The sequence below is a fragment of the Aeromonas sp. Prich7-2 genome (assembly GCF_017939255.1).
GTDB lineage: Bacteria > Pseudomonadota > Gammaproteobacteria > Enterobacterales > Aeromonadaceae > Aeromonas > Aeromonas caviae.
The window spans coordinates 1-21,537 of sequence record NZ_JAGKRI010000072.1 but is presented as its reverse complement, the minus strand read 5'-3'; the positions used below and the strand labels follow the sequence as shown (position 1 = coordinate 21,537).

Genomic DNA, 21,537 nt, shown 5'->3' with positions numbered 1-21,537 from the left:
AGGCCTACCTCGACCTTCATCCCGACACGCTCAAGCTGCGCTACGGGCTCTGAACCCCCTGTGCAGGCCCCGGCGGATGACCGGGGCCTCTTCCCAACGTCTGATGGACTCTCTCATGTCTGATGAACCACAAGCAGCCGCGCCTCTCCCCGACGAGGGCGTCTACCCCATTCGCGAGGTCTCCCGCCTCACCGGCGTCAACGCCGTCACCCTGCGCGCCTGGCAGCGCCGCTACGGGCTGGTGCAACCGGCCCGAACCGAGAAGGGCCATCGCCTCTACAGCGAGCAGGACATCCGCCAGATAGGCGAGATCCTGAGCTGGCTGGAGCGGGGGGTGAGCATAGGTCAGGTGAAGGGGCTGTTGAGCGAGCCCCAGAGTGCGCCGGTGAGCGATCACTGGCAGCAGACCCTGGAGCAGTTCAGCCAGGCGCTGCTCGCCTTCAACCAGCGCAAGGCGGAGGCCGAGCTTGGCGATCTGCTGGCGAGCTACCCCTTCGAGCTGGTGCGCAGCCGGGTGCTGCAGCCCCTGGTGGAGCGGCTGCTGGGGCTGTGGCGCGAGCGCCCCGATGGCGAGCTGCTGCAACAGGTGTGGCTCGGCTGGTTGCATACCCGCTTCGCCCGCCACCTCATCGAGCAGGAGAAGGGCGTCCCCGTCACCCTGGCAAGCTGGGGGCAGGTGGGGCCGCTGGATCTTGTCTGGGCTGCGTATGAGCTCATCGGTCAGGGATATGAGGTGCAACTGCTGGGGGCGGTGGAGCCCCGCCATGCCACCCTGCTGGAGGGGCGCGCCACCCCCCCCTGGCTGATCCTGCTGGGGGCCGGGCTCGGCAAGCAGGACCAGGCCGCCGAATGGCCTGCGGGTACCCGCTTCTTTGGCGAGCTGGGACGCCTCTACGATGAGCCGTGGCGGCGTGCCCGCAACTGGCACGCCACCCTGGCAGAGGTCAGTGCGACGCCCCGCACTGCCAAGGCGAAGGGCAAGGGCGGGAGAACACCGTCATGAGGCTGGTCTGGTTTCGCAACGATCTGCGTCTGGCCGACAACCCGGCCCTGCGCCACGCCTGCGCCGGAGATGAACCGGTCGCCGCACTCTTCATCGTCTCGCCGACCCAGTGGCAGCAGCACAAGCTGGCCCCGGTCCGCCAGCGCTTCATGCTGGCACAGGCGGATGCCATGGGCTGCGAGCTGGCGGCCCTCGGCATTCCGCTTCATCTGCTGCGGGTCGAGACCTTTGCCGAGGTGCCGACGGCGCTGACGGCGCTTTGCCGGGAGCTCGGGGTGAGCCAGCTCTACGCCAACCAGGCCATCGAGATTGACGAGCTGCGCCGCGACCACGCCGTCAGCGCCGCGCTGGGGGAGCAGGGCCTGACCAGCCACTGGTTCAACGGCTGCTGCGTGCTGCCGCCCGGTCGGGTGCTGACCGGGTCGGGGGAGATGTTCAAGGTCTTCACCCCCTTCAGCCGCGCCTGGCTCAAGGCTCTCGAGGAGGATGGCTTCGTCATTCACCGTGCCCCCGCACCACGCGGCGAGCGGTTGCCGTGGCTGCCCCTGGCCGAGCGGGAGTGGGTGGACGACGGGCTGGGGGATTTGACGCCGGACACCCGCTGGCCGGTGGGGGAGGCCGAGGCGAGCCGCCGGTTGCACGCTTTTCTGGATCAGGCGGTGCTCGATTACGGCGAGACCCGGGACTTTCCGGCGCTGGCGGGCACCTCCGTGCTCTCCCCCTATCTGGCGGCGGGCATCATCAGTGCCCGCCAGTGCGTGGGGGCGCTGCAGCAGCGTCTCGGCTACCGGCCCCAGTCGAAGGCCCAACCCGGTTTCGTCTGGCTCAACGAGCTCATCTGGCGCGAGTTCTACCGCCACTTGCTGGTGCTGATCCCGAGCCTCTCCATGAACCGCCCCTTCAAGCCGGAGACGGCGGCCCTGCCGTGGAGCTGGGATCCGGATGCCTTCGCCGCCTGGTGCGAGGGGCGCACCGGCTACCCCGTGGTCGATGCGGCCATGCGTTGCCTCAACGCCACCGGCTGGATGCACAACCGGCTGCGGATGATAGTGGCGAGCTTCCTCACCAAGGATCTCCATATCCACTGGCGGCTTGGGGAGGACTACTTCATGAGTCGGCTCATCGACGGGGATCTGGCGGCCAACAATGGCGGCTGGCAGTGGGCGGCGGGGACCGGGGCCGATGCGGCGCCCTATTTCCGGGTCTTCAACCCCACCACCCAGGGGCAACGATTTGATCCACAAGGGGAGTTCATTCGTACCTGGGTCACTGAGCTGGCGGATGTGCCTGCTGCCTATCTCCACGAGCCCCACGACTGGTTGCGGCTCAAGGGGCGGCAGGATTATCCGGCCCCCATGGTGGATCATGCCGTTGCACGGGGGAGGGCCATCGAGATGTTCCGCGAACTGGAGAAAAACTAGCATGAATGACGCGCTGGCCCGCTTTGTCATCCTCTACCTGCAACTGGACAAACATCAGTTGCACCGCTTGCCGGAGGTCTATGCCGATGAGGTGCTCTTCATCGATCCTGCGCACCGGATAGAGGGGCTGGCCGCGCTCACCCGCTACTTTTCCTCCCTTTATGAGCGCCTTGCCCAGTGCAGTTTCGAGATAACGAGTCAGCAGCAGTCGGGCAACGAAGCCTGGCTCGCCTGGGTCATGACCTTCTCCCACCCCAGGATTGCCGGTGGCCGGGCCGTCAGGGTCGAGGGTGCCACCCGGCTGACGTTCGACTCCTGGGGCAAGGTGTGCCTGCACCGGGACTACTTCGATCTCGGGGCCATGCTCTACGAGCAGTTGCCGCTGCTGGGGCCCGTGGTACGGGCCATCAAGGGGAGGCTGGGGACATGAGCGGCCGGGTGCTGATCACCGGGGCCACCTCGGGCATCGGCCGCCAGCTGGCGCTGGATTATCGGCGCGCCGGCTGGCAGGTGTGGGGTTGTGGCCGGGACGAGGTGCGCTTGCAGGCACTGACCGACCTGGGGATCACCCCTTTGCGATTCGATGCGCGCGACAGCGCCGCCATGGCCGGGGTGGCCGCTAGCCTGCCCGCCCTCGACCTGCTCATTCTCAATGCGGGCAACTGTGAATACATGGATCCGGCAGAAGGCTTTGACGGCGTCCTGTTTGCCCGGGTCATCGAGACCAACCTCATCGCCACCGGCAACGCCCTGGCCGCCTTGCTGCCACGGCTGGGGGCGGGTGGACGGCTTGCCATCGTCAGCTCCTCGGTGAGCTGGCTGCCCCTGCCACGGGCGGAGGCCTATGGCGCCTCCAAGGCGGCCCTCGATTATCTGGCGGATACGTTGCGCCTGGATCTGGCCAGCAAGGGCATCGGGGTGACCCTGATCCGCCCGGGCTTCGTGCAGACGCCGCTCACCGACAAGAATGATTTTCCCATGCCCTGCCTGGTGACGGTGGAAGAGGCTTCCCGCGCCATCATGACGGGGCTTGCCGCCGGTCGCCACCAGATCCACTTTCCCCGTCGCTTCATCTGGCTGCTGCGCCTGCTCGGCGCTCTGCCGACGGGGCTCTGGCTGCGCCTTGGCCGCACACTCGTTTCGAAAGGACGCCCTTCATGAAGAAAAAGATCGCCATCGTCGGCTCCGGTATCTCCGGTCTCACCGCCGGTTTTCTGCTCCACAAGCTGCATGACATCACCCTGTTCGAGGCGGCGCCGACCCTGGGAGGCCACACCGCCACCGTGGAGGTGGAACAGGCTGGGCGCCACTATGCCATCGACACCGGCTTCATCGTCTTCAATGACCGCACCTATCCCAACTTCCTCAAATTGCTGGAGCGCATCGGTGTGGGGCGCCAACCCGCCGAGATGAGCTTCTCGGTCAAGAGTCCCGAGGGGATGGAGTACAACGGCCACAACCTCGATACCCTGTTCGCCCGGCGCCGCAATCTGCTGAGCCCGCGCTTCTATCGCTTCGTCGCTGAGATCCTGCGCTTCAACCGGGAGGCGCGGGCCTGGCTGGCCGCGCATCGCCAGCGGGAGCTGACCCCCGAGCTGACCCTGGGGGACTTCCTGCAGGCGGGGAAATTCAGCGACTATTTCGCCCGCCACTACATCCTGCCCATGGGGGCGGCCATCTGGTCCTCCACCCTGGCGGACATGCGTGCCTTCCCCTTGAGCTTCTTCCTGCGGTTTTTCGCCAACCACGGGCTGCTGGAGGTGGCGAACCGCCCCCAGTGGTATGTGATCCCGGGTGGCTCGCGAGAGTACATAGGGCCGCTCACGGCGGGCTGGCAGTCGCGCATCCGCCTCGCTACCCCGGTGGAGGCGGTGCGCCGGGTGGCGGATGGCGTCGTGGTCACCAGCCAGGGGCAGGAGGCCCATTTTGACGAGGTGATCTTCGCCTGTCACAGCGATCAGGCCCTGGCCCTGCTGGCGGATGCGAGCGACGGAGAGAGGGGCATCCTCGGGAACATGCCCTATCAGGCCAACGACGTCTGGCTGCACACCGACGCCTCTTGTCTGCCGATGCGCCGCAAGGCGTGGGCGAGCTGGAACTACCAGCTCGGTGAGGATGACGGGGCGCGCCCCCTGGTGAGCTACAACATGAACATCCTGCAGGGGGTGAGCTCCCCCGCGCCCTTCTGCGTCAGCCTCAATCCCCGTGGACGGGTGGACGAGCGCAAGGTGTTGCGCCGTTTCGTCTATCATCATCCGGTATTCAATCAGGGCTCCATCGCCGCCCAGCAGCGACGGGGCGAGATCTGTGGCCATCAGCGCACCCACTTCTGCGGGGCTTACTGGTACAACGGTTTTCACGAGGACGGGGTGCGCAGCGCCCTGGACGTGGCCAGACGCTTCGGGGCCGAGCTATGAGCGGCGCCGCGGCCTTGACGCAAGGGGACGAGGGAATGGGGGAGGGGATCAGCGCCATCTGGCAAGGCTCGGTGCGCCATCGCCGCTTCGCCCCCAGGGCCCACGCTTTTTCATACAGCCTCTTCATGCTGGGGCTGGATCTGGACGAACTGCCCGGGCTTGAGCAGGGGCGCTGGTTTGCCGTGGAGCGGGCCGGACTGCTCTCGTTTCGCCGCGAGGACTATCTGCGGGGCAGCGAAGGGCCCCTCAAGCAGGCGGTCTGGGACAAGGTGGCGGCCCTTGGGGGGGATGCGGAGCCCGGCGGGCGGGTGCTGCTCCTTGGCAACGTGCGCTGCCTCGGGTTTTATTTCAGCCCGGTCAATTTCTACTTCTGCGATCGGGCGGGGGAGACCCGCTACCTGCTGGCGGAGGTCTCCAATACCCCCTGGAACGAGCGCCACTACTACCTGCTGGATCTGGCGGCGCTCTCCCCCCATGACAAGGATTTTCATGTCTCCCCCTTCATGGGGCTGGGGATGCGCTACCACTGGCGCATCCGGGCGCCGAAAGAGGAGGCGCTGATCCATATCGAGAGCCACCCCGTATCCGGTGAGAGCAAGCTGTTTGACGCCACCCTGGCCCTGCGCCGCGCGCCGCTGTCGCGCAAGGGGCTGGCGGCGCTGCTGGCTCGCTGGCCCTGGATGACCCTGAAGGTGCTGCTCGGGATCTACTGGCAGGCCCTGCGCCTTTTTATCAAACGCACCCCCGTCTTCACCCATCCGGAGAGCCGCCCGTGACGCTGACACACCCGTTTAACTCCGCTTCCTGGTGTTGTCAGCAGCCCATGGTGCGGGTTCATCCCAACCGAACGACCCCACTCTTGACCCATTCGGAGAGCCGCTAATGGAACTTGCTCAATCAACCCTCTCTGCCTCTTTCATCGACAAGGGGGCCAAGCAACTGCTGCTCAAATTGCTGGCGCGCCTTGAGCAGGGCCAGCTGGTGCTCCACGACGGCAGCGAGTGCCACCGTTTCGGCAAGGCGGGCAGCGACCTGCATGCCGAGCTGGTGGTACAGGATCCGGCGTTTTATCGCCGCCTGCTGCTGGGGGGGAGCATCGCCGCAGGAGAGACCTGGGTGGAGGGTCTCTGGACCAGCCCGGAGCCGGTGGCACTGGTGCGCTTGCTGGCCCGCAATCTGCCGCTGCTCGACGCCCTGGAACGGCGCCTCGGCTGGCTCAGCTTCCCGTTCAACAAGGTGCGCCACTGGTTCAATCGCAATACCCTGACCGGTTCGCGCGCGAACATCGCCGCCCACTATGACCTTGGCAACACCCTCTATCAGGGCTTTCTCGACGATCACATGCAGTATTCGAGCGCCATCTATCCCCACCCGGACGCCACCCTGGAGGAGGGGCAGCAGGCCAAGCTGCGCACCATCTGCGAGCGGCTTGAGCTTGGGCCGGACGACCATCTGCTGGAGATAGGCACCGGCTGGGGCGGTCTCGCCGTCTATGCGGCCCGTCACTACGGCTGCCGGGTCACCACCACTACCATCTCCCAGGCCCAGCACGACTATGCCAAGGCGTGGATCGAGCGGGAGGGGCTGGGGGATCGCATCACCTTGCTGCTGGAGGATTACCGCAAGCTGGAGGGACGCTATGACAAGCTGGTCTCCATCGAGATGATCGAGGCGGTGGGGCACGCCTTCCTGCCCGACTATTTCCGCCAGTTGTCGCGCCTGCTCAAGCCCGGCGGACGCCTGCTGATCCAGGCCATCACCATCGCCGATCAGCGCCACGCCCAGTATCTGCGCGGGGTGGACTTCATCCAGCGCTACATCTTCCCGGGAGGCTGCCTGCCCTGCGTCTCCCAGATGGCGGGTCTGCTGGCGCGGGAGACCGACATGCAGCTGGTACGGCTGCACGATCACGGCCACCACTATGCCCGTACCCTGGCCCACTGGTGCGAACGCTTCCTGGCACTGGCCCCGGAGCTGCCCAAGCTCGGTTACAGCCAGGATTTCATCCGGCTCTGGCACTTCTATTTCGCCTACTGTGAAGGGGGATTCTGGGAGCGGGCCATCAGCCTGGTGCAGCTGGAGGCGGCCAAGCCGGGGCCCCATGGCTGGTCCGGGGACTTGCCGGCAAGCGGTCGCTGATCATGTGGCAGTGGGCCCACCTGCTGGGATTCAACCTCTACTGGTTGCTGGCGGTGAGATGGCAGCAACCGGGCCCGCTGCTCGGGATGCTGCTGCTCCATTTCTTCTTCTCCCCCTGCCGTGGGCAGGACTGGCGCCTCATCCCGGTCGCCCTGGCAGGCTGCCTGCTCGACATCCTGCTCTGGCGCCTCGGCCTGTTTCACTTTCCGTCCGGTTTTCCGCTCTGGCTGTTGCTGCTCTGGTGCGGTTTCGCCCTGACCCTCTCCCACGGCCTTCCCTGGCTTCGCCTCTTGCCGCGCTGGCAACAGGGGCTGTTCGGCATGGTAGGGGGCGCCTCCTCCTATATGGCGGGGGCCGCCATGGGGGCAGTAAACTTACCCTGGGGCATCTGGACAAGCGCAGTGCTGCTGGCGGTGATCTGGATGTGGTGGTTACCCGTACTCCTGTGGGTAACGGTCAAGCTGGAGGGTGAGACGAGATGAACACCTTTTCGACCGACACCTTGTTGTTTTCCAAGTGGACCAGGGATGGCCAGTGCGAGCTGGCCGAGCGTTTCTACCTGGTGGTGGCCTGCCAGCGCGATGCCCAGGGGCATCTGGCGAGCGTGGTGATGCAGGATATCAACACCCTGCAGGAACAGGAGATGGACTGGCATGAACTGGAGGATCCCGCCCGTTGGCACATGGGGTGGAACTAGTCTGCTGCTGGCGGCCTTGAGCCTGCCACTGTTTGCGACCGCCCAGAGCATTGCCGCCCCCTGGCAGGGGCTGCGTACCGTGGGACAGGGGGAGATGCGCTGGCTCTGGTTCAAGCTCTATGACGCCACCCTCTACAGCGAGAGCGGCCGCTATCAGCCGGGGCGCTACCCGCAGGCCCTCAGCATTACCTACGCGAGGGCCATCGAGCGCCAGGATCTGCTGGAGGCGACCGCCGCCGAGTGGCAGCGGCTCGGCCTTGGTAGCGAGAGTGAGCGCCAACGCTGGCTGGCTCGACTGGCCACGCTCTGGCCGGATGTCGCCCCCGGCGACAAGCTGGTTTTTTATGTGGACGAGCAAGGCACGGGCCACTTCTGGTTGCGAGATCGCCTCCTTGGCTCTCTTGATGATCCCGCCTTCGCCCCCGCGTTTCTTGCTATCTGGCTGACTGACGACAGCCGGGATCCCGCTCTGACCCGCCGTCTGCGCGGCCAATCCTGATGGAGTATTCCATGAAGTTCTCTTCCTGGTGGCGTCTTGCCTGGTTGCTGCCCCTGCTGTGGCTCTCTGGTTGCGGCGCGGGTCTTGACGATTATCGCGGCTCCCGGCCGGGCTGGGATCTCGCCCGTTTCTTCAATGGCAAGCTGGTGGCCCACGGCCTGGTGACGGACCGCAGCGGCGAAGTGACCAGTCGCTTTCGGGTCGAGATGCAGGGGCACTGGCGAGAGGGCAAGGGGGAGCTGTTCGAGCAGTTTTACTTCGATGATGGCCGTCGGCAGACCCGCACCTGGTTTTTGAGCAAGGGGGCGGATGGCCACTGGCGCGGCACGGCTTCAGACGTGGTGGGGGAGGCGGTAGGCAAGACAGAGGGCTTTGCCCTCAATTGGCGTTATCAACTCGATCTGGCTCTGCCGGATGAGAGCGTGGTGAGGGTGAGCTTTGATGACTGGATGTATCTGCTGGACGACGATCGCCTGATCAACCGCGCGAAGATCAGCAAGTTCGGCATTCATCTCGGCGAGGTGATCCTCTATATCGAACGGCTTGAGCAATGAACGCCGGTGCATTTTTGCCGACGATAGCCATTGGCTATGGATCGGCAAGGCACAGACGATTGTCCTTTGAGTCTGCTTCTGGATAAGCTGACTCCGTTCCCGATAATGCTTACCACCTGGAGGTGAATCATGAAGAGCCCCATTGGTCTTGATACCGTTCAATCACAAGCTCTGGCCGCCGAGCTCAACAAGCTGCTGGCCAGCTACCAGATGCTCTACATGAACGTCCGTGGCTTCCACTGGAACATCCGCGGCAACCAGTTCTTCGAGCTGCACCTGAAATTCGAAGAGATCTACAACGACCTGCTGCTGAAAGTCGATGCCCTGGCCGAACGCATTCTGACCCTGGATGGCGTGCCCCTGCACAGCTTCAGCGACTACATCCAGGTGTCCGCCATCCCCGAGCATAAGGGGCTGCATGACGGTCGTGCCTGCGTGGAATCCCTGCTGGCGAGCTTCCGCGAACTGCTGGTTGCCCAGCGCCGCATCCTGGGTCAGGCCGCCGATGCCGGTGATGAAGGGACTGCATCCATCCTCTCCGACTATGTGCAGCAGCAGGAAAAACTGGTCTGGATGCTGCGCGCCTATCTGGCCTGATGAACCTGGGGCCGGCTGCCCATGCTCCGGCCCGTATCATTGCCCCTGTTGTTGCACACCCGAGTTGTCTCTCCTTGATTTCCCACCCGCTTGCCGCCCGATTTGGGCGGCTTTTTTCTATTTGATCTGCATCAATGAAATGTTAATTGGTAAATTGAATGCCTATTAAGTTTTCCAGGAGGCGAATAGAATCGCCACAAAACAGATAACTGAAATGTCCAATTAGGAGAGACATGATGTTTTGTGTGCAATGTGAACAGACTATTCGTACCCCGGCAGGCAACGGCTGCGCCTATGCACAAGGCATGTGCGGCAAGACGGCTGAAACTTCTGATCTGCAGGATGTGCTGATCTATACCCTGCAAGGGCTCAGCGCCTGGGCCCAGGCGGCCCGCGAGCACGGCATCGTCGACAGCGAAATAGACGCTTTCGTGCCCAAGGCGTTCTTTGCCACCCTCACCAACGTCAACTTCGACTCCGCTCGCATCGTCGCCTACGTCAACCAGGCGCTGGCCTATCGCCAGCAACTGGCCGCCAAGCTGGCACCGCTGGCGGTGCAGGCCGACACACTGCCCGCCGCGGCCAGCTTCGAGCCGGGTGCCGATCTGCTGGCCCAGCTTGCCCAGGCGCCGCAGACCGCGGTCAACCGGGGCAAGAACGACGTCAACGAAGACATCATGGGGCTGCGCCTGCTCTGCCTCTACGGCCTCAAGGGCGCCGCCGCCTACATGGAACACGCCCGGGTGCTGGATCAGCAGGATGCGGGGGTCGCCGCCGAATTCCATCGCATCATGAGCTGGCTCGGCACGGATCCCTGCGATCTGGATCCCCTGTTCAAGTGCGCCATGGACATTGGCCTGCTGAACTTCAAGATCATGGAGATGCTGGATCTCGGTGAAACCACCGCCTTCGGCCACCCCGAGCCGACTCAGGTACGCGTCACTCCGGTACCGGGCAAGTGTATTCTGGTCTCCGGCCACGACATGGTGGATCTCAAGCTCATCCTGGAGCAGACCAGGGGCACTGGCATCAACGTCTACACCCATGGCGAGATGCTGCCGGCCCTGGCCTACCCCTTCTTCAAGCAGTACCCGCACCTGGTGGGCAACTACGGCTCCGCCTGGCAGAACCAGCAGAAGGAGTTTGCCAACTTCCCGGGCGCCGTGGTGATGACCTCCAACTGCATCATCGACCCGAACGTGGGCAACTACAGCGATCGCATCTTCACTCGCTCCATCGTCGGCTGGCCGGGCGTGACTCATCTGGAAGGGGAAGATTTCTCCGCCGTTATCGCCAAGGCGCAAGCGCTGGAAGGCTTCAAGCACGTTGAGCTCGAGCACTTCATCACCATCGGTTTTGCCCGCAACGCCCTGATGCAGGCCGCTCCTGCGGTGATCGACAAGGTCAAGGCTGGCGAAATCAGCCACTTCTTCCTGGTGGGGGGATGTGACGGTGACCGTGCCGAGCGCGCCTACTACACCGAGTTTGCCAAGGCGATCCCGCAGGACAGCCTGCTGCTGACCCTGGGCTGCGGCAAGTACAAGTTCAACAAGCTCGACTTCGGCGACATCGGCGGCATTCCCCGTCTGCTGGATGTGGGTCAGTGCAACGATGCCTACTCCGCCATCCAGCTGGCGCTGGCGCTCGCCGACGCGTTCGAGTGCGGCGTCAACGATCTGCCCCTGACCCTGGTGCTCTCCTGGTTCGAGCAAAAAGCCATCGTCATTTTGCTCACCCTGCTGGCGCTCGGTGTGAAGGACATCCGCACCGGCCCGACCGCCCCGGCCTTCCTCACCCCGGCCCTGCTCAAGGTGCTGGAGGAGCAGTTCGGCCTGAAAGGAACCACCACGGCAGACGCGGATCTCGCCGAGATCCTGGCGGCCTGAGCAAAGATACAGCCTTACACGCTCAGCATGTTGTAAGCCTTTGGCGAGCCTGATGGCTCGCCTTTTTTCAACGCTATTTCCGAGCAAGAGGAGCCTTGCGATGACCTCCACCTCTTTGAGCCTGCGCTGTATAGCCCGCCGGGCAGAGACCCACGACGTGGCGAGCTGGCAATTTGAACCCCTGGCTGGCGACCTGCCCTCCGTGCTGGCTGGCCAGTGCGTCACCCTGCACACGATGATTGACGGCCAGCCCCACTGCCGCGCCTACACCCTCTCCTCCAGCCCGCAGGATCCTTTCTGGCAGGTCACCATCAAGGATGTGGGGCTGGTCTCTCACCATCTGCATCAGAGCCTGCAAGTGGGGGACGAGATCCGGGTAGACGGCCCCTTCGGCGATTTTCACCTGACCGCGCTCCCCTGCGAGCGGCCGCTGCTGCTCAGCGCCGGCTCCGGCATCACCCCCATGTGGGCCATGCTGCGGGACGAGCTGGCCGAACGGCCGGATGCAGACATCCGCTTTATTCACAGCGCCAGAACCCCCGGGGATGTGATCTTCGCAAGGGAACTGGCTTCGCTGGCTGAGGCTCATGCCGGTGTGCGCCATGCTTTAGTGCTGGAGAAAGTAGGGGAAGAGGCGCCAACGGCTCATCCCTGGGTTGGCCGGCTCACACCGGGGATGCTCAAGGAATTGGCGCCGGATCTCTTGAGCCGCCATGTCTATCTGTGCGGGCCTGCCCCCTACATGACCGCAGTCTGCACCATGCTGGCGGAGCTGGGATTGCCGGCAGCGCAGTTGCATCAGGAGTCGTTCGGCCTGCCTGCTGTTACATCGGGTGCGGCGCCAGTTGCGGCCGATAGCGACCACTTCTGGCTGACCCTCAAAAAGAGCGGCAAGAAGGTGAAGATACTGCCTGGCCAGACCCTGCTGGCGGCGCTGGAGGGGGCGGGGGAAACCATGATGGCCGCTTGCCGCGCCGGGGTGTGCGGCGCCTGTCGCTGCACCACGGAAGGCGAAATCGAGCGCCAGAGCGTGATGACCTTGAGCGCGCAAGATCTCGAGAACGGGGTGGCGCTGGCCTGTTCCTGCACCGCCAGCGGGGATGTCAGCGTCGACTATTGAGGGGGCCATGAGCATCCCGCTCTTTTCGCAACGGGGCCGGGCGGGTAGACTCAGCTCCAGTTTCAGTCGAACACGGGATACAAAATGACAATTCTGGTCACAGGGGGCGCCGGCTATATCGGCTCCCATACCCTGGTTGAACTCTTGAACGTCGGGCAGCAGGTCGTAGTACTGGACAACCTCTCCAACGCTTCCCCCGAGTCTCTCAAGCGGGTAGAGCGGATCACCGGCAAGCCGGTCACCTTCGTGGAAGGGGACATTCTGGACAGAGCCTGCCTGCAACGGCTGTTTGCCGAACACAAGATAGCATCCGTGATCCACTTCGCCGGCCTCAAGGCGGTGGGGGAATCCGGCCAGATCCCGCTCACCTACTATCAGAACAACGTGACCGGCACCCTGGTGCTGTGCGAAGAGATGGCCAGGGCCGGCGTGTTCCGGCTGGTGTTCAGCTCCTCGGCCACCGTCTATGGGGATCCGGCCTCGGTACCCCTGCGGGAAGATTTCCCCACCAGCGCCACCAACCCCTATGGCCGCTCCAAGCTGATGGTCGAAGAGATCCTGCGTGACCTCTCCAAATCCGATCCTCGCTGGGCCATCGTGCTGCTGCGCTACTTCAACCCGGTGGGGGCTCACGAGAGCGGCCTCATCGGTGAAGATCCCAACGGCATCCCCAACAACCTGCTGCCTTACATCAGTCAGGTCGGCGTGGGCAAGCTCAAGGAGCTGGGGGTCTTTGGCAACGACTACCCGACGCCGGACGGCACCGGGGTGCGCGACTATATCCACGTGGTGGATCTCGCCATCGGTCACCTCAAAGCATTGGCCCGCATCAAGAGTGATACCGGCGTCTTCACCTATAACCTTGGCACCGGTCAGGGCTATTCCGTGCTGGAGATGGTCAAGGCGTTCGAGGCAGCCAGTGGCCGTGCCATTCCCTACCAGATCAAGCCCCGTCGCCCCGGCGATATTGCCGAGTGCTGGGCTGAACCGGCTCTGGCCCGTGACGAGCTGGGCTGGCAGGCCGAGCGGGGGCTGGAGCAGATGATGATCGATACCTGGCGCTGGCAAAGCCAGAACCCGAACGGTTATGGCCCTGCTGCGAAGCCGTGATCAAGGGTCATGCGCTGCTCTTCGCCTTGCTGACAGCTTCTCGCGACGACCCATCAGGCCTGATGGTTTGCAGCCTGAATAGCAAAACGCCCCGGCATGCCGGGGCGTTTTTTCATGCACAACGCGCGGGTTACTGAATGCTCTTGCCGGCGCGGACATCCTTGATGATAGCCTTGAGGCTGGCCAGATCCCGCGGTGCGCCGCGCAGGATCTGATCGCCGATGATAAAGGCCGGGGTACCGGAAATGGCCATGGCTTCGGCCAGCGCCCGGTTGGTACCCAGATTCTGATCGATGCTGCCGTCCTTGATCTTCGCCTCGACCTTGCTCCAGTCCACGCCGGCGGCCCTGGCGACGTCTTTCACCTGGGCTTCGTCGGAGAGGGGTCCCTGATGGGCGTACAGCTTGTCGTGGAAGGCCTGGTATTTGTCGGGCTGGCCGAGCTTCACCGCCAGCGCCGCGCGGGCGGCGTAGTAGGAAGTTTCGCTCAGGATGGGGAACTGCTTGTAGATGTAGCGGATCTCCTTGTCCTCAGAGAGCAGTTGCTGAATGAGGGGATGAGCGCGCTTGCAGTAGCCGCAGTTGTAGTCGAAGAACTCCACCACCGTCAGGCTGCCCTTGGGATTGCCGCTCTCGGGATCCTGGTTGGCGAAGAGCTGCTTGGCATGGGCTTCTATCAGCGTCTTGTCGTTCTCGGCCTGCTGGCTCTCCTGCTTGGCACGCAGGGCGTTGGACATCTCGACCAGGATCTCCGGATTCTTGACCAGATAGTCGCGCACGATCTGCTCGACATCGCTCTTGGTCAGCTCGCTCGCCTGCACGGGCGCCGCAAGCAGGGTCGCGCCGGTCAGGGCGGCGAACAGGGCATGTTTGATTCTCATAAGTCCATCTTGCTGGGGATGTGGTAGTGGCCCCTATAGTGGGTGAGTCTGTTTTCAAGTCAAGCCATCCGCTTGAAAAAGCACGGTTTGCAGCGGTTTTGCCGGTTTTGTGCGCCAGATAGCCCAATAAATGGGCAAACAAACGGAGTGGGGATTTACAAGGGCTGGGGGCATGGGTAATATGCGTCGCACTGCTGCGGAGGGGTGGCAGAGCGGCTGAATGCACCGGTCTTGAAAACCGGCGATGGGCGACCATCCGTGGGTTCAAATCCCACCTCCTCCGCCATATATATAGCCCAACTGATTTATTCAGTTGGGCTTTTTTGTATTCGCGCACCTACATGCAGGTGCCATTGAGTGACAACCTGAGCGGGGCTCTCCCACCCGTCAGTTCCTTCAATGGTGGCCAACAAGATGCGGACGAGCACGGCCAGGCTGCCCGTCAGTCCGGTGGATGTCTGGCTCGAACGCCGAGCCTGTCTCTTTCACGGTCTCGATGGCCTCTGTTGTCTGAACGCTGTCATTGTCTGGGCCGTTAGATTGCTGCCGCCAGTGACGATAATCCCGCCTCCCGTGCTCTCCTGCCAGCCCATGCCTTCTCACCTTGGCCGCCACCACAGCGCCCGTGATGACACTGGAAGTGAGGGCTGAGAGCCACTCCCTGCAGCCCCCTGCCGGCATTGCCGAGCGCCAGACATCAGGGGGCAACATCATGACGCTCTCCGCTGCGTGGCTCGTCTGGCCCTCCAGGCCTGAATGCGCGCCTGGGTGCCGATGACGAAGACAAAAAAGACCGGCACGAAGAAGATGGCCAGCAGGGTGCCGCTGATCATGCCGCCGAACACACCGGTGCCGATGGCATGCTGGGTCTCCGCGCTGGCACCACTGGCAAGCATCAGCGGCACCACGCCAAGGGTGAAGGCGAGCGATGTCATCAGGATGGGGCGCAGACGCAGGCGGGCGGCGGTCACCGCAGCGTCAAGCAGCGAGCGCCCTTCGCCGTGCAACTGGCGGGCAAACTCCACGATGAGGATGGCGTTCTTGGCCGACAGACCGATGATGGTGATCATGCCCACCTTGAAGAAGACGTCGTTGGGCATGCCGCGCAGCATCACCGCCGCCACGGCGCCGAGCAGGCCCAGGGGAACCACCAGCATCACGGAGAGCGGAATGGACCAGCTCTCGTAGAGCGCGGCCAGCACCAGGAAGACCACCAGCGCCGACAGCAGCATCAGCAGGGGGGCCTCGGCCGCCGACTGGCGCTCCTGCAGCGACTGTCCCGTCCAGGCCAGGGCGAAGCCTGGCGGCAATTGCGCCACCAGGCGATCCATTTCCGCCATCGCGGCGCCACTGGACACCCCGGGGGCGGCACTCCCGGAGAGACGCACGGCGGGGAAGCCCTCGAAGCGCATCATCTGTTGCGGCGACTGGCGCCAGGTCGGCGTCACCACCTCCCGCAGGGGCACCATGCCGCCGCTGGCATTGCGCACCCGCAGGCCGAGTACGTCATCGAGCTGCATGCGCGCCGACGCGTCGGCCTGCAGGATGACCTGCTGCATGTGCCCGCCGTTGGGGAAATCGTTGATATAGAGCGATCCCATCGCCGCCGACAGGGTGCTGCTCACGCTGGTGAACGAGAGTCCCATGGCCTCGGCCTTCTGCCGGTTGATCTCGAGGTGAATGCTCTCGCCGGGGGGCAGGCTGTCGGGATAGACATCGCTCACCACTTCGCTTTGGGCCGCCAGTGCCAGCAGTTGCGCCTGGGCGGCCAGCAGCGCGGCCTCCCCCTGGTTGGCCCTGTCTTGCAGGAAGAGCGTGAAACCGGAAGAGGTGCCCAGTTCGTCGATGGCGGGCGGCAGCAGGCTCATCACGGTGCCTTCCTTGCTGTTGGCCATGGCGGCCTGTGCCAGCTCAGCCTCTTCGGCAGCCGTGGCACCATGACGCTGGTCCCACTCTTTGAGCATGGTGAAGGCCATGGCGGCATTGGGGCCTGCGCCGGAGAAGCTGAAGCCCTGCACCACCAGGTTGGTGTCGAGCGCCTCGCGAGAGGCCACATGGGCCTCGAACTCCTTGATGACGGCCAGGGTGCGCTCGCTGGTGGCGCCGGTCGGCAACTGGATGGAGGTCATGAAGTAGCCCTGATCCTCGTCCGGCAGAAAGGAGGAGGGCAGCTGGGTGGCCGCAATGGCCAGCACGGCGCAGAGGGCGGCGAAGGTAGCCATCATGCGTCCGCTGCGCCCGACCAGCCGGGTGACCCGAACGCCGTAGCCTGCGGTGAGCCGCTCGACGCCCCGGTTGAAGGCGCCGAAGAAACCGCGCTTCTCATGGTGATCCGGGCTGATCGTACGCAGCAGGGTGGCGCAGAGCGCCGGCGTCAGGGTCAGGGCCAGGAAGGCGGAAATCAGGATTGACACCGCCATCGACAGGGTGAACTGCTGGTAGATGACCCCCACGGAGCCGCTGCCGAACGCCATGGGGATGAACACCGCCGTGAGCACCAGAGTGATGCCGATCACCGCCCCGGTGATCTCCTTCATGGCCCGCGATGTCGCCTCTCGGGGCGATAGCCCCTGGGTGGCCATCAGGCGCTCGACGTTCTCCACCACCACGATGGCGTCGTCGACGATGATGCCGATGGCCAGCACCATGCCGAACATGGTGAGGGTGTTGATGGAAAAGCCGGCCAGCAGCATCACCGCGAAGGTGCCAAGCAGGGCGATGGGGGCGACGATGGCCGGGATCAGGGTGTAGCGCAGGTTCTGCAGGAAGAGAAACATCACCAGGAACACCAGCACCATGGCTTCCAGCAGGGTGTGGATCACCTTGTCGATGGAGACCTTGACGAAGGGGGCCGAGTCAAAGGGGATCGAATAGGCCATGCCCGCCGGCAGGGTTGGCGAGAGCTGGGCAAGGCGAGTACGCACCGCATCGGCGGTGCGCACGGCGTTGGCGCCGGGGGAGAGCTGAATGGCGGCGCTGGTGGCAGCCACCCCGTTCTCGCGGTTGGAAAAGGCGTAGGATTGCGCCCCCAGCTCGACCCGGGCCACGTCACCCAGCACCAGCTTGGCGCCATTACTACCGGCCCGCAGCACGATGGCGGCGAACGCCTCGGGAGTGGTCAGCTGCCCCTGTACCGTGAGGGGAACCGTCAGTCGCTGGCCAGGCAGGGCGGGTTCGTCGCCGAGGCGCCCCGGTGCAATCTGCACGTTCTGCTGCTCGATGGCCTGCGCCACCTCGCTGATGGTCAACCCGTAGGCGGCGAGCTTGCCCGGATCCACCCAGATGCGCATGGCCTGCTCGGCGCCGAACAGCTGCACTCGCCCCACGCCGTCGATGCGGCGCAGCTCCTGCACGATATTGCGCGCCATGTAGTCGTTCAGCGCGACCTCATCGAAGCGGCCATCCGGTGAAGTCATGCCGACCATCATCAGAAAGCCGGACGAGGCGGACTCCACCTGCAGGCCGGTTTGCCGCACCGCCTGTGGCAAGCGAGGCTCGACCGCCTTGATGCGGTTTTGCACGTCCATCTGGGCCAGCTCCGGATCGGTGCCCGGCTTGAAGGTGGCGGTGATCTGCGCGCTGCCGGAGGCATCTACCGACGACTCGAAGTAGAGCAGGTTCTTCACCCCAGACAGCTCGCGCTCGATCAGGCTCACCACCGCATCGTTCAGGGTCTGCGGCGTGGCGCCCGGATAGGTGGCATAGAGGGTCACCGACACCGGCGCCACCGAGGGATAGCGGGAGATGGGCAGCTTGGGGATGGCGATGACCCCCGCCAGCACGATGAAGAGGGCGAGCACCCAGGCAAACACCGGGCGATGAATGAAAAACTGCGGCATGAAATGTCTCCGATTCAACGGTTACCGGCGTCAGCCTGCTGGCTGACTGCGGGGGATTGCCAGGGATGGGCAATGACTTGCGTCCCCGGGGTCAGGCGGTCGATCCCCTCGATCACCACCCGCTGTCCGGCGTTGAGCCCGGACGTGATGCGGTACTGGCTATTCACCAGTTCAGCGGTGTTGACCGGAACCAGTTGTGCCTGCCCCTGGCCATCCACCACCCACACGCTGGTCTGGCCCGATGTGCGCACCACCGCCTGCTGAGGCACGCTCAGGGCGTTGGCATAGCGGGCACGGGGAATGCGCGCCTGTACGTAGAGGCCAGGCAAGAGCCGCCGCTCCGGGTTGTCCACCAGTACCCGCAGCAGTACGTCACCGGTACCGGCATCCACCTCGATGCCGGAGAAGAGGATGTGCCCCTGCATGCCGAGCGGCTTGCCGTCGCTGCCGAGGATGTCCACCGCCAGTTCCGGTGCCGTCGAGCCAGCCTGCTGGCGCAGGGTGTCGAGCACAGAGGCCGGTTGACGGACATCGACGTAGACCTGATCGATCTGCTGGATCCTGGCCATGGGGGTGGCGTCGGTGGGGGACACCAGAGCCCCTTCACTCACCAGCGCCTGATCGATGCGCCCGGCGATGGGGGCTTCCACGCTGGCAAATTGCAGGTTCAGCTGGTGCCGGGCCAGGGTCGCCCTGGCCTGAGCCACGTCGGCGGCCGCCTGATCACGCTGGGAGACCGCATCGTCATAGGTCTGGCGGCTGATGGCCTCGGTGCGCAGCAGCGGCACCAGACGGTCAATCTGGATACGGGCGCGGGCCAGCACGGCCTCCGCGCGCTGCAATGCTGCGGCGGCGCTGTCGACATCCGCCTTGAAGGGGGCCGGATTTATCTGGAACAGCACGGTGCCTGCGCCGATTTCGGCGCCCTGCTCGAACAGGCGGCGCTGCACGATGCCGCTAATCTGGGCCCGAATTTCGGCGCTTCGCACCGCGGCCACCCGGGCGGGCAGATCCTCGCTGATGACCAGGTCCTGACCTGCCAGCGTCATCACCGACACCTGAGGACGGGTCGGCGCATCTTGCGCTTGCGTCGTCCCATCGCAACCTGCCAACCCGAATACGGCAATGACGGCGAGCAGGGCGCCCGCATACCGCTGTTTGACAAACATCATATTCACCTCGTTAAACCGCCTCCCGGGCATGGTGCTGCCGCGAGAGCACATCGAACGGGCATTATGGCGAGGGGCTATTGCGAATGATTCGAGGCTTTGTGGAGAATCCATGGAGGCGGTGATAAAGTTCAAGCCCCCCATTTTCGAGTCCGACCATGTCGTATCTTCCTGCTTCCGCCAACCCGGCGGCCCAGTCACTGGTACTGATTGCAGAGGATGAAGCCGAGATAGCCGACATCCTCGCCGCTTACCTGCAACGTCACGGATTGCGCACCCTGCATGCCGCCGATGGCCGCGAAGCCCTGGCCATGCACCAGACATGCAAACCCGATCTCCTGTTGCTGGATGTGCAGATGCCGCAGCTCGATGGCTGGCAGGTGCTCAGCGAAATCCGGGCCCGTGGCGACACGCCGGTGATCATGTTGACTGCCCTGGATCAGGACCTCGACAAGCTGATGGGGCTGCGCATGGGGGCGGATGACTATGTGGTCAAACCCTTCAACCCGGCCGAAGTGGTGGCCCGGGTACAGGCGGTGCTCAGACGCAGCCAGGCTGCGAAACAGACCACGGCCCGGGTACTGCGGGTCGGCCCCTTCCAGATCGATCTGGAGAGCCACGAGGCCAGCATTTGCCGCGATGAAGGGCAGCAGGTGCTGGATCTGACCCTGACCGAATTCAAGTTGCTCGCCTCCCTGATGCGGGCTCCCAAGCGGGTGTTCAGCCGCGCCGAACTGCTGACCCACTGCCTGCCGGAGGGGGATACCCAGGAGCGCACGGTGGACAGCCACATCAGCAAGCTGCGCAAGAAGCTGGAGGCACAGGGCATCCAGGGGGTGCCCGCCAGTGTCTGGGGCGTCGGCTATCGCTTCGGGGGCGATGCGTGACATCGGCACCCGGCCTGCGCAGGCAGATCATCCGCTCCCTGGGGCTGATGGCGCTCGGCATCATCTGCCTCGCGGTGATCGGCACCTATGTGTTCTACGCCATTGCCGTGACCTATGTACCTGGCAGCATCTCCGAGAGCTGGGTGCCCTCCAGGGTCGAGATGATCTGGATTGGCTCGACCATTCTCATTGCATTGGGGATGGCGCTGTACGTGGCGGTGCGCCTCTCTCGGCGCATCCTGACTCCCCTCAACTCGGTGGCAACCAGCCTGCGCGAGGTGGCCGAGGGTAAGCTCGATGCGCGCGTGCCGCTGGATGAACAGGCGATCGGGGAGACGGCGCAACTGGTGCGGGACTTCAACACCATGGCCGAGCGACTGCAGAGCATGACCCGCGAGCGGGAGTTCTGGAATGCCGCCATCGCCCACGAGTTGCGCACCCCGGTGACCATCTTGCGTGGCCGCTTGCAGGGGCTGGCCGAAGGGGTATTTCCGCCAGAGCGTGCGCTCTTTGAAGGCTTGCTGCGTCAGGTGGAGGGATTGACCCACCTGATCGAAGATTTGCGGGTGCTCAGTCTCAACGACAGCGGCCACCTGGAGCTGCAACGAGAGGAGATCAGGCTGGCCGACGAGCTTGCCGTGGTGCTCGAGGCGTTTGCCACCCCTCTTGCCGCGAACGGTTTCACTCTCAAGCGGGAGCTCGATGCCGAGCTTTGTGTCTGTTGCGATGCACTTCGCATCCGTCAGGCTCTGATGGCGCTGCTGGAAAATGCCCAGAAGCACGCGGTGCCGGGCATGCTGACCGTGCGCCTGTATCGTTCGGGCGTCCAGTGCATCCTGAGCGTGGAGGATGAGGGGCCTGGTATCAGCGAGGAGGTCGCCGCCTATATCTTCGAGGCGTTTCGCCGAGGGGATCCGTCACGCTCGCGCAAGAGTGGCGGCAGCGGGCTCGGGCTGGCGGTGGTAAAGGCCATTGTCGAGGCCCACGGCGGCAGTGCGGTCTGCCAATCCGGCGGGCGGGGCGGCACCCTGTTCCTGCTTTCCTGGCCCCTCTTGCACCCTGACGGCAGGTCATGACCCCGCATTGCCGCATCGGCTCGGGATGGGCGCGCCGAGGCGCGTGTGTTGACTGTGATCCAACAGCCCAAAATAAGCCCATCTCATGGGGAGAGACGGGCTTTTTTATGGTTCATCGCGGCTTTCCGGGGAAGGCCGCCTTGATTTTCAGAAAAAAGTATTCTGAGTCCCTAAATCCATATGCCATACGCTTTATCACTTTGATCTTGTTGTTCACCCCTTCCAGCACACTCGTGTGCATCG

General features: G+C 64.2%; 21 protein-coding genes and 1 tRNA gene. 18 read left to right on the top strand and 4 right to left on the bottom strand.

Annotated elements, in window-relative coordinates:
* Positions 1 to 115 precede the first annotated feature (115 nt).
* The 15 genes from J9892_RS13490 to galE all read left to right on the top strand — a co-directional run bounded on the left by J9892_RS13490 (position 116) and on the right by galE (position 13,443).
* The gene (locus J9892_RS13490; protein WP_113069793.1) at positions 116 to 1,003 is read left to right on the top strand and encodes a MerR family transcriptional regulator; all 888 of its coding nucleotides are present in this window, start codon (positions 116 to 118) and stop codon (positions 1,001 to 1,003) included.
* On the top strand, positions 1,000 to 2,424 hold the full coding sequence (gene phrB / locus J9892_RS13485) for a deoxyribodipyrimidine photo-lyase (RefSeq protein ID WP_210538473.1): 1,425 nt from the start codon (positions 1,000 to 1,002) through the stop codon (positions 2,422 to 2,424). Before J9892_RS13490 ends, phrB begins: the two co-directional genes overlap by 4 nt.
* A gap of 1 nt (position 2,425) precedes the next feature.
* Positions 2,426 to 2,854: a nuclear transport factor 2 family protein gene (locus tag J9892_RS13480; protein WP_010673320.1), complete on the top strand. Its 429-nt coding sequence runs from the start codon at positions 2,426 to 2,428 to the stop codon at positions 2,852 to 2,854.
* Positions 2,851 to 3,585: an SDR family NAD(P)-dependent oxidoreductase gene (locus tag J9892_RS13475; RefSeq protein WP_109421947.1), complete on the top strand. Its 735-nt coding sequence runs from the start codon at positions 2,851 to 2,853 to the stop codon at positions 3,583 to 3,585. Before J9892_RS13480 ends, J9892_RS13475 begins: the two co-directional genes overlap by 4 nt.
* Positions 3,582 to 4,841: an FAD-dependent oxidoreductase gene (locus J9892_RS13470; RefSeq protein WP_210538472.1), complete on the top strand. Its 1,260-nt coding sequence runs from the start codon at positions 3,582 to 3,584 to the stop codon at positions 4,839 to 4,841. The genes J9892_RS13475 and J9892_RS13470 overlap by 4 nt, the downstream gene beginning before the upstream one ends.
* On the top strand, positions 4,838 to 5,617 hold the full coding sequence (locus tag J9892_RS13465; protein WP_042017709.1) for a DUF1365 domain-containing protein: 780 nt from the start codon (positions 4,838 to 4,840) through the stop codon (positions 5,615 to 5,617). Before J9892_RS13470 ends, J9892_RS13465 begins: the two co-directional genes overlap by 4 nt.
* A gap of 106 nt (positions 5,618 to 5,723) precedes the next feature.
* Entirely contained in the window at positions 5,724 to 6,980 is a 1,257-nt protein-coding gene (locus J9892_RS13460; protein ID WP_202041089.1) for a cyclopropane-fatty-acyl-phospholipid synthase family protein, read from the top strand.
* Between the two features lie 2 nt (positions 6,981 to 6,982).
* Entirely contained in the window at positions 6,983 to 7,462 is a 480-nt protein-coding gene (locus J9892_RS13455) for a DUF2878 domain-containing protein (protein WP_210538471.1), read from the top strand.
* Positions 7,459 to 7,677 carry a TIGR02450 family Trp-rich protein gene (locus tag J9892_RS13450; RefSeq protein ID WP_010673326.1) on the top strand — a complete coding sequence of 73 codons (219 nt, stop codon included), beginning with the start codon at positions 7,459 to 7,461 and terminating at the stop codon, positions 7,675 to 7,677. Before J9892_RS13455 ends, J9892_RS13450 begins: the two co-directional genes overlap by 4 nt.
* The gene (locus tag J9892_RS13445) at positions 7,634 to 8,176 is read left to right on the top strand and encodes a chalcone isomerase family protein (protein WP_210538470.1); all 543 of its coding nucleotides are present in this window, start codon (positions 7,634 to 7,636) and stop codon (positions 8,174 to 8,176) included. Before J9892_RS13450 ends, J9892_RS13445 begins: the two co-directional genes overlap by 44 nt.
* 11 nt (positions 8,177 to 8,187) lie before the next feature.
* Positions 8,188 to 8,730 (top strand): DUF3833 domain-containing protein, encoded by a 543-nt coding sequence (locus tag J9892_RS13440; protein ID WP_080768134.1) that lies wholly within the window; start codon positions 8,188 to 8,190, stop codon positions 8,728 to 8,730.
* Positions 8,731 to 8,859: 129 nt separating this feature from the next.
* Positions 8,860 to 9,327: a Dps family protein gene (locus J9892_RS13435; protein WP_210538469.1), complete on the top strand. Its 468-nt coding sequence runs from the start codon at positions 8,860 to 8,862 to the stop codon at positions 9,325 to 9,327.
* 236 nt (positions 9,328 to 9,563) lie between these two features.
* Positions 9,564 to 11,213, top strand: a complete 1,650-nt coding sequence (hcp, locus tag J9892_RS13430; protein WP_210538468.1) for a hydroxylamine reductase — start codon at positions 9,564 to 9,566, stop codon at positions 11,211 to 11,213.
* Between the two features lie 100 nt (positions 11,214 to 11,313).
* Positions 11,314 to 12,333, top strand: a complete 1,020-nt coding sequence (locus J9892_RS13425; protein WP_049637026.1) for a hybrid-cluster NAD(P)-dependent oxidoreductase — start codon at positions 11,314 to 11,316, stop codon at positions 12,331 to 12,333.
* Between the two features lie 84 nt (positions 12,334 to 12,417).
* Positions 12,418 to 13,443: a UDP-glucose 4-epimerase GalE gene (gene galE / locus J9892_RS13420; protein WP_049637027.1), complete on the top strand. Its 1,026-nt coding sequence runs from the start codon at positions 12,418 to 12,420 to the stop codon at positions 13,441 to 13,443.
* Positions 13,444 to 13,573: 130 nt separating this feature from the next.
* Here the strand turns inward: galE and J9892_RS13415 are convergent, their stop codons facing one another.
* Complete coding sequence (locus tag J9892_RS13415; RefSeq protein ID WP_039041345.1) at positions 13,574 to 14,323, bottom strand: DsbA family protein; 750 nt, start codon at positions 14,321 to 14,323, stop codon at positions 13,574 to 13,576.
* Positions 14,324 to 14,521: 198 nt separating this feature from the next.
* Between J9892_RS13415 and J9892_RS13410 the strand changes: the two genes are divergently transcribed.
* Positions 14,522 to 14,609: transfer RNA gene (locus tag J9892_RS13410), tRNA-Ser, on the top strand.
* A 424-nt stretch (positions 14,610 to 15,033) separates the two neighbouring features.
* Here J9892_RS13410 and J9892_RS13405 read toward each other — a convergent pair.
* Entirely contained in the window at positions 15,034 to 18,162 is a 3,129-nt protein-coding gene (locus J9892_RS13405; protein WP_210538467.1) for a multidrug efflux RND transporter permease subunit, read from the bottom strand.
* Between the two features lie 14 nt (positions 18,163 to 18,176).
* Entirely contained in the window at positions 18,177 to 19,334 is a 1,158-nt protein-coding gene (locus J9892_RS13400) for an efflux RND transporter periplasmic adaptor subunit (protein WP_181023124.1), read from the bottom strand.
* A gap of 155 nt (positions 19,335 to 19,489) precedes the next feature.
* Between J9892_RS13400 and J9892_RS13395 the strand changes: the two genes are divergently transcribed.
* The gene (locus J9892_RS13395) at positions 19,490 to 20,218 is read left to right on the top strand and encodes a response regulator (protein ID WP_042864283.1); all 729 of its coding nucleotides are present in this window, start codon (positions 19,490 to 19,492) and stop codon (positions 20,216 to 20,218) included.
* Positions 20,215 to 21,294, top strand: coding sequence for an ATP-binding protein (locus J9892_RS13390; protein ID WP_210538466.1), 1,080 nt, complete (start codon positions 20,215 to 20,217; stop codon positions 21,292 to 21,294). The genes J9892_RS13395 and J9892_RS13390 overlap by 4 nt, the downstream gene beginning before the upstream one ends.
* 112 nt (positions 21,295 to 21,406) lie before the next feature.
* Here J9892_RS13390 and J9892_RS13385 read toward each other — a convergent pair.
* A partial coding sequence (locus J9892_RS13385; RefSeq protein WP_210538477.1) for a transposase occupies positions 21,407 to 21,537 on the bottom strand: 131 nt, incomplete at its 5' end.

What these genes read in the sequence shown, in the direction of transcription:
- J9892_RS13490 (WP_113069793.1), top strand. Translation starts at nt 116, where the DNA reads ATGTCTGATGAACCACAAGCAGCCGCGCCTCTCCCCGACGAGGGCGTC.
- phrB (WP_210538473.1), top strand. Translation starts at nt 1,000, where the DNA reads ATGAGGCTGGTCTGGTTTCGCAACGATCTGCGTCTGGCCGACAACCCG.
- J9892_RS13480 (WP_010673320.1), top strand. Translation starts at nt 2,426, where the DNA reads ATGAATGACGCGCTGGCCCGCTTTGTCATCCTCTACCTGCAACTGGAC.
- J9892_RS13475 (WP_109421947.1), top strand. Translation starts at nt 2,851, where the DNA reads ATGAGCGGCCGGGTGCTGATCACCGGGGCCACCTCGGGCATCGGCCGC.
- J9892_RS13470 (WP_210538472.1), top strand. Translation starts at nt 3,582, where the DNA reads ATGAAGAAAAAGATCGCCATCGTCGGCTCCGGTATCTCCGGTCTCACC.
- J9892_RS13465 (WP_042017709.1), top strand. Translation starts at nt 4,838, where the DNA reads ATGAGCGGCGCCGCGGCCTTGACGCAAGGGGACGAGGGAATGGGGGAG.
- J9892_RS13460 (WP_202041089.1), top strand. Translation starts at nt 5,724, where the DNA reads ATGGAACTTGCTCAATCAACCCTCTCTGCCTCTTTCATCGACAAGGGG.
- J9892_RS13455 (WP_210538471.1), top strand. Translation starts at nt 6,983, where the DNA reads ATGTGGCAGTGGGCCCACCTGCTGGGATTCAACCTCTACTGGTTGCTG.
- J9892_RS13450 (WP_010673326.1), top strand. Translation starts at nt 7,459, where the DNA reads ATGAACACCTTTTCGACCGACACCTTGTTGTTTTCCAAGTGGACCAGG.
- J9892_RS13445 (WP_210538470.1), top strand. Translation starts at nt 7,634, where the DNA reads ATGAACTGGAGGATCCCGCCCGTTGGCACATGGGGTGGAACTAGTCTG.
- J9892_RS13440 (WP_080768134.1), top strand. Translation starts at nt 8,188, where the DNA reads ATGAAGTTCTCTTCCTGGTGGCGTCTTGCCTGGTTGCTGCCCCTGCTG.
- J9892_RS13435 (WP_210538469.1), top strand. Translation starts at nt 8,860, where the DNA reads ATGAAGAGCCCCATTGGTCTTGATACCGTTCAATCACAAGCTCTGGCC.
- hcp (WP_210538468.1), top strand. Translation starts at nt 9,564, where the DNA reads ATGTTTTGTGTGCAATGTGAACAGACTATTCGTACCCCGGCAGGCAAC.
- J9892_RS13425 (WP_049637026.1), top strand. Translation starts at nt 11,314, where the DNA reads ATGACCTCCACCTCTTTGAGCCTGCGCTGTATAGCCCGCCGGGCAGAG.
- galE (WP_049637027.1), top strand. Translation starts at nt 12,418, where the DNA reads ATGACAATTCTGGTCACAGGGGGCGCCGGCTATATCGGCTCCCATACC.
- J9892_RS13415 (WP_039041345.1), bottom strand. Translation starts at nt 14,323, where the DNA reads ATGAGAATCAAACATGCCCTGTTCGCCGCCCTGACCGGCGCGACCCTG.
- J9892_RS13405 (WP_210538467.1), bottom strand. Translation starts at nt 18,162, where the DNA reads ATGCCGCAGTTTTTCATTCATCGCCCGGTGTTTGCCTGGGTGCTCGCC.
- J9892_RS13400 (WP_181023124.1), bottom strand. Translation starts at nt 19,334, where the DNA reads ATGATGTTTGTCAAACAGCGGTATGCGGGCGCCCTGCTCGCCGTCATT.
- J9892_RS13395 (WP_042864283.1), top strand. Translation starts at nt 19,490, where the DNA reads ATGTCGTATCTTCCTGCTTCCGCCAACCCGGCGGCCCAGTCACTGGTA.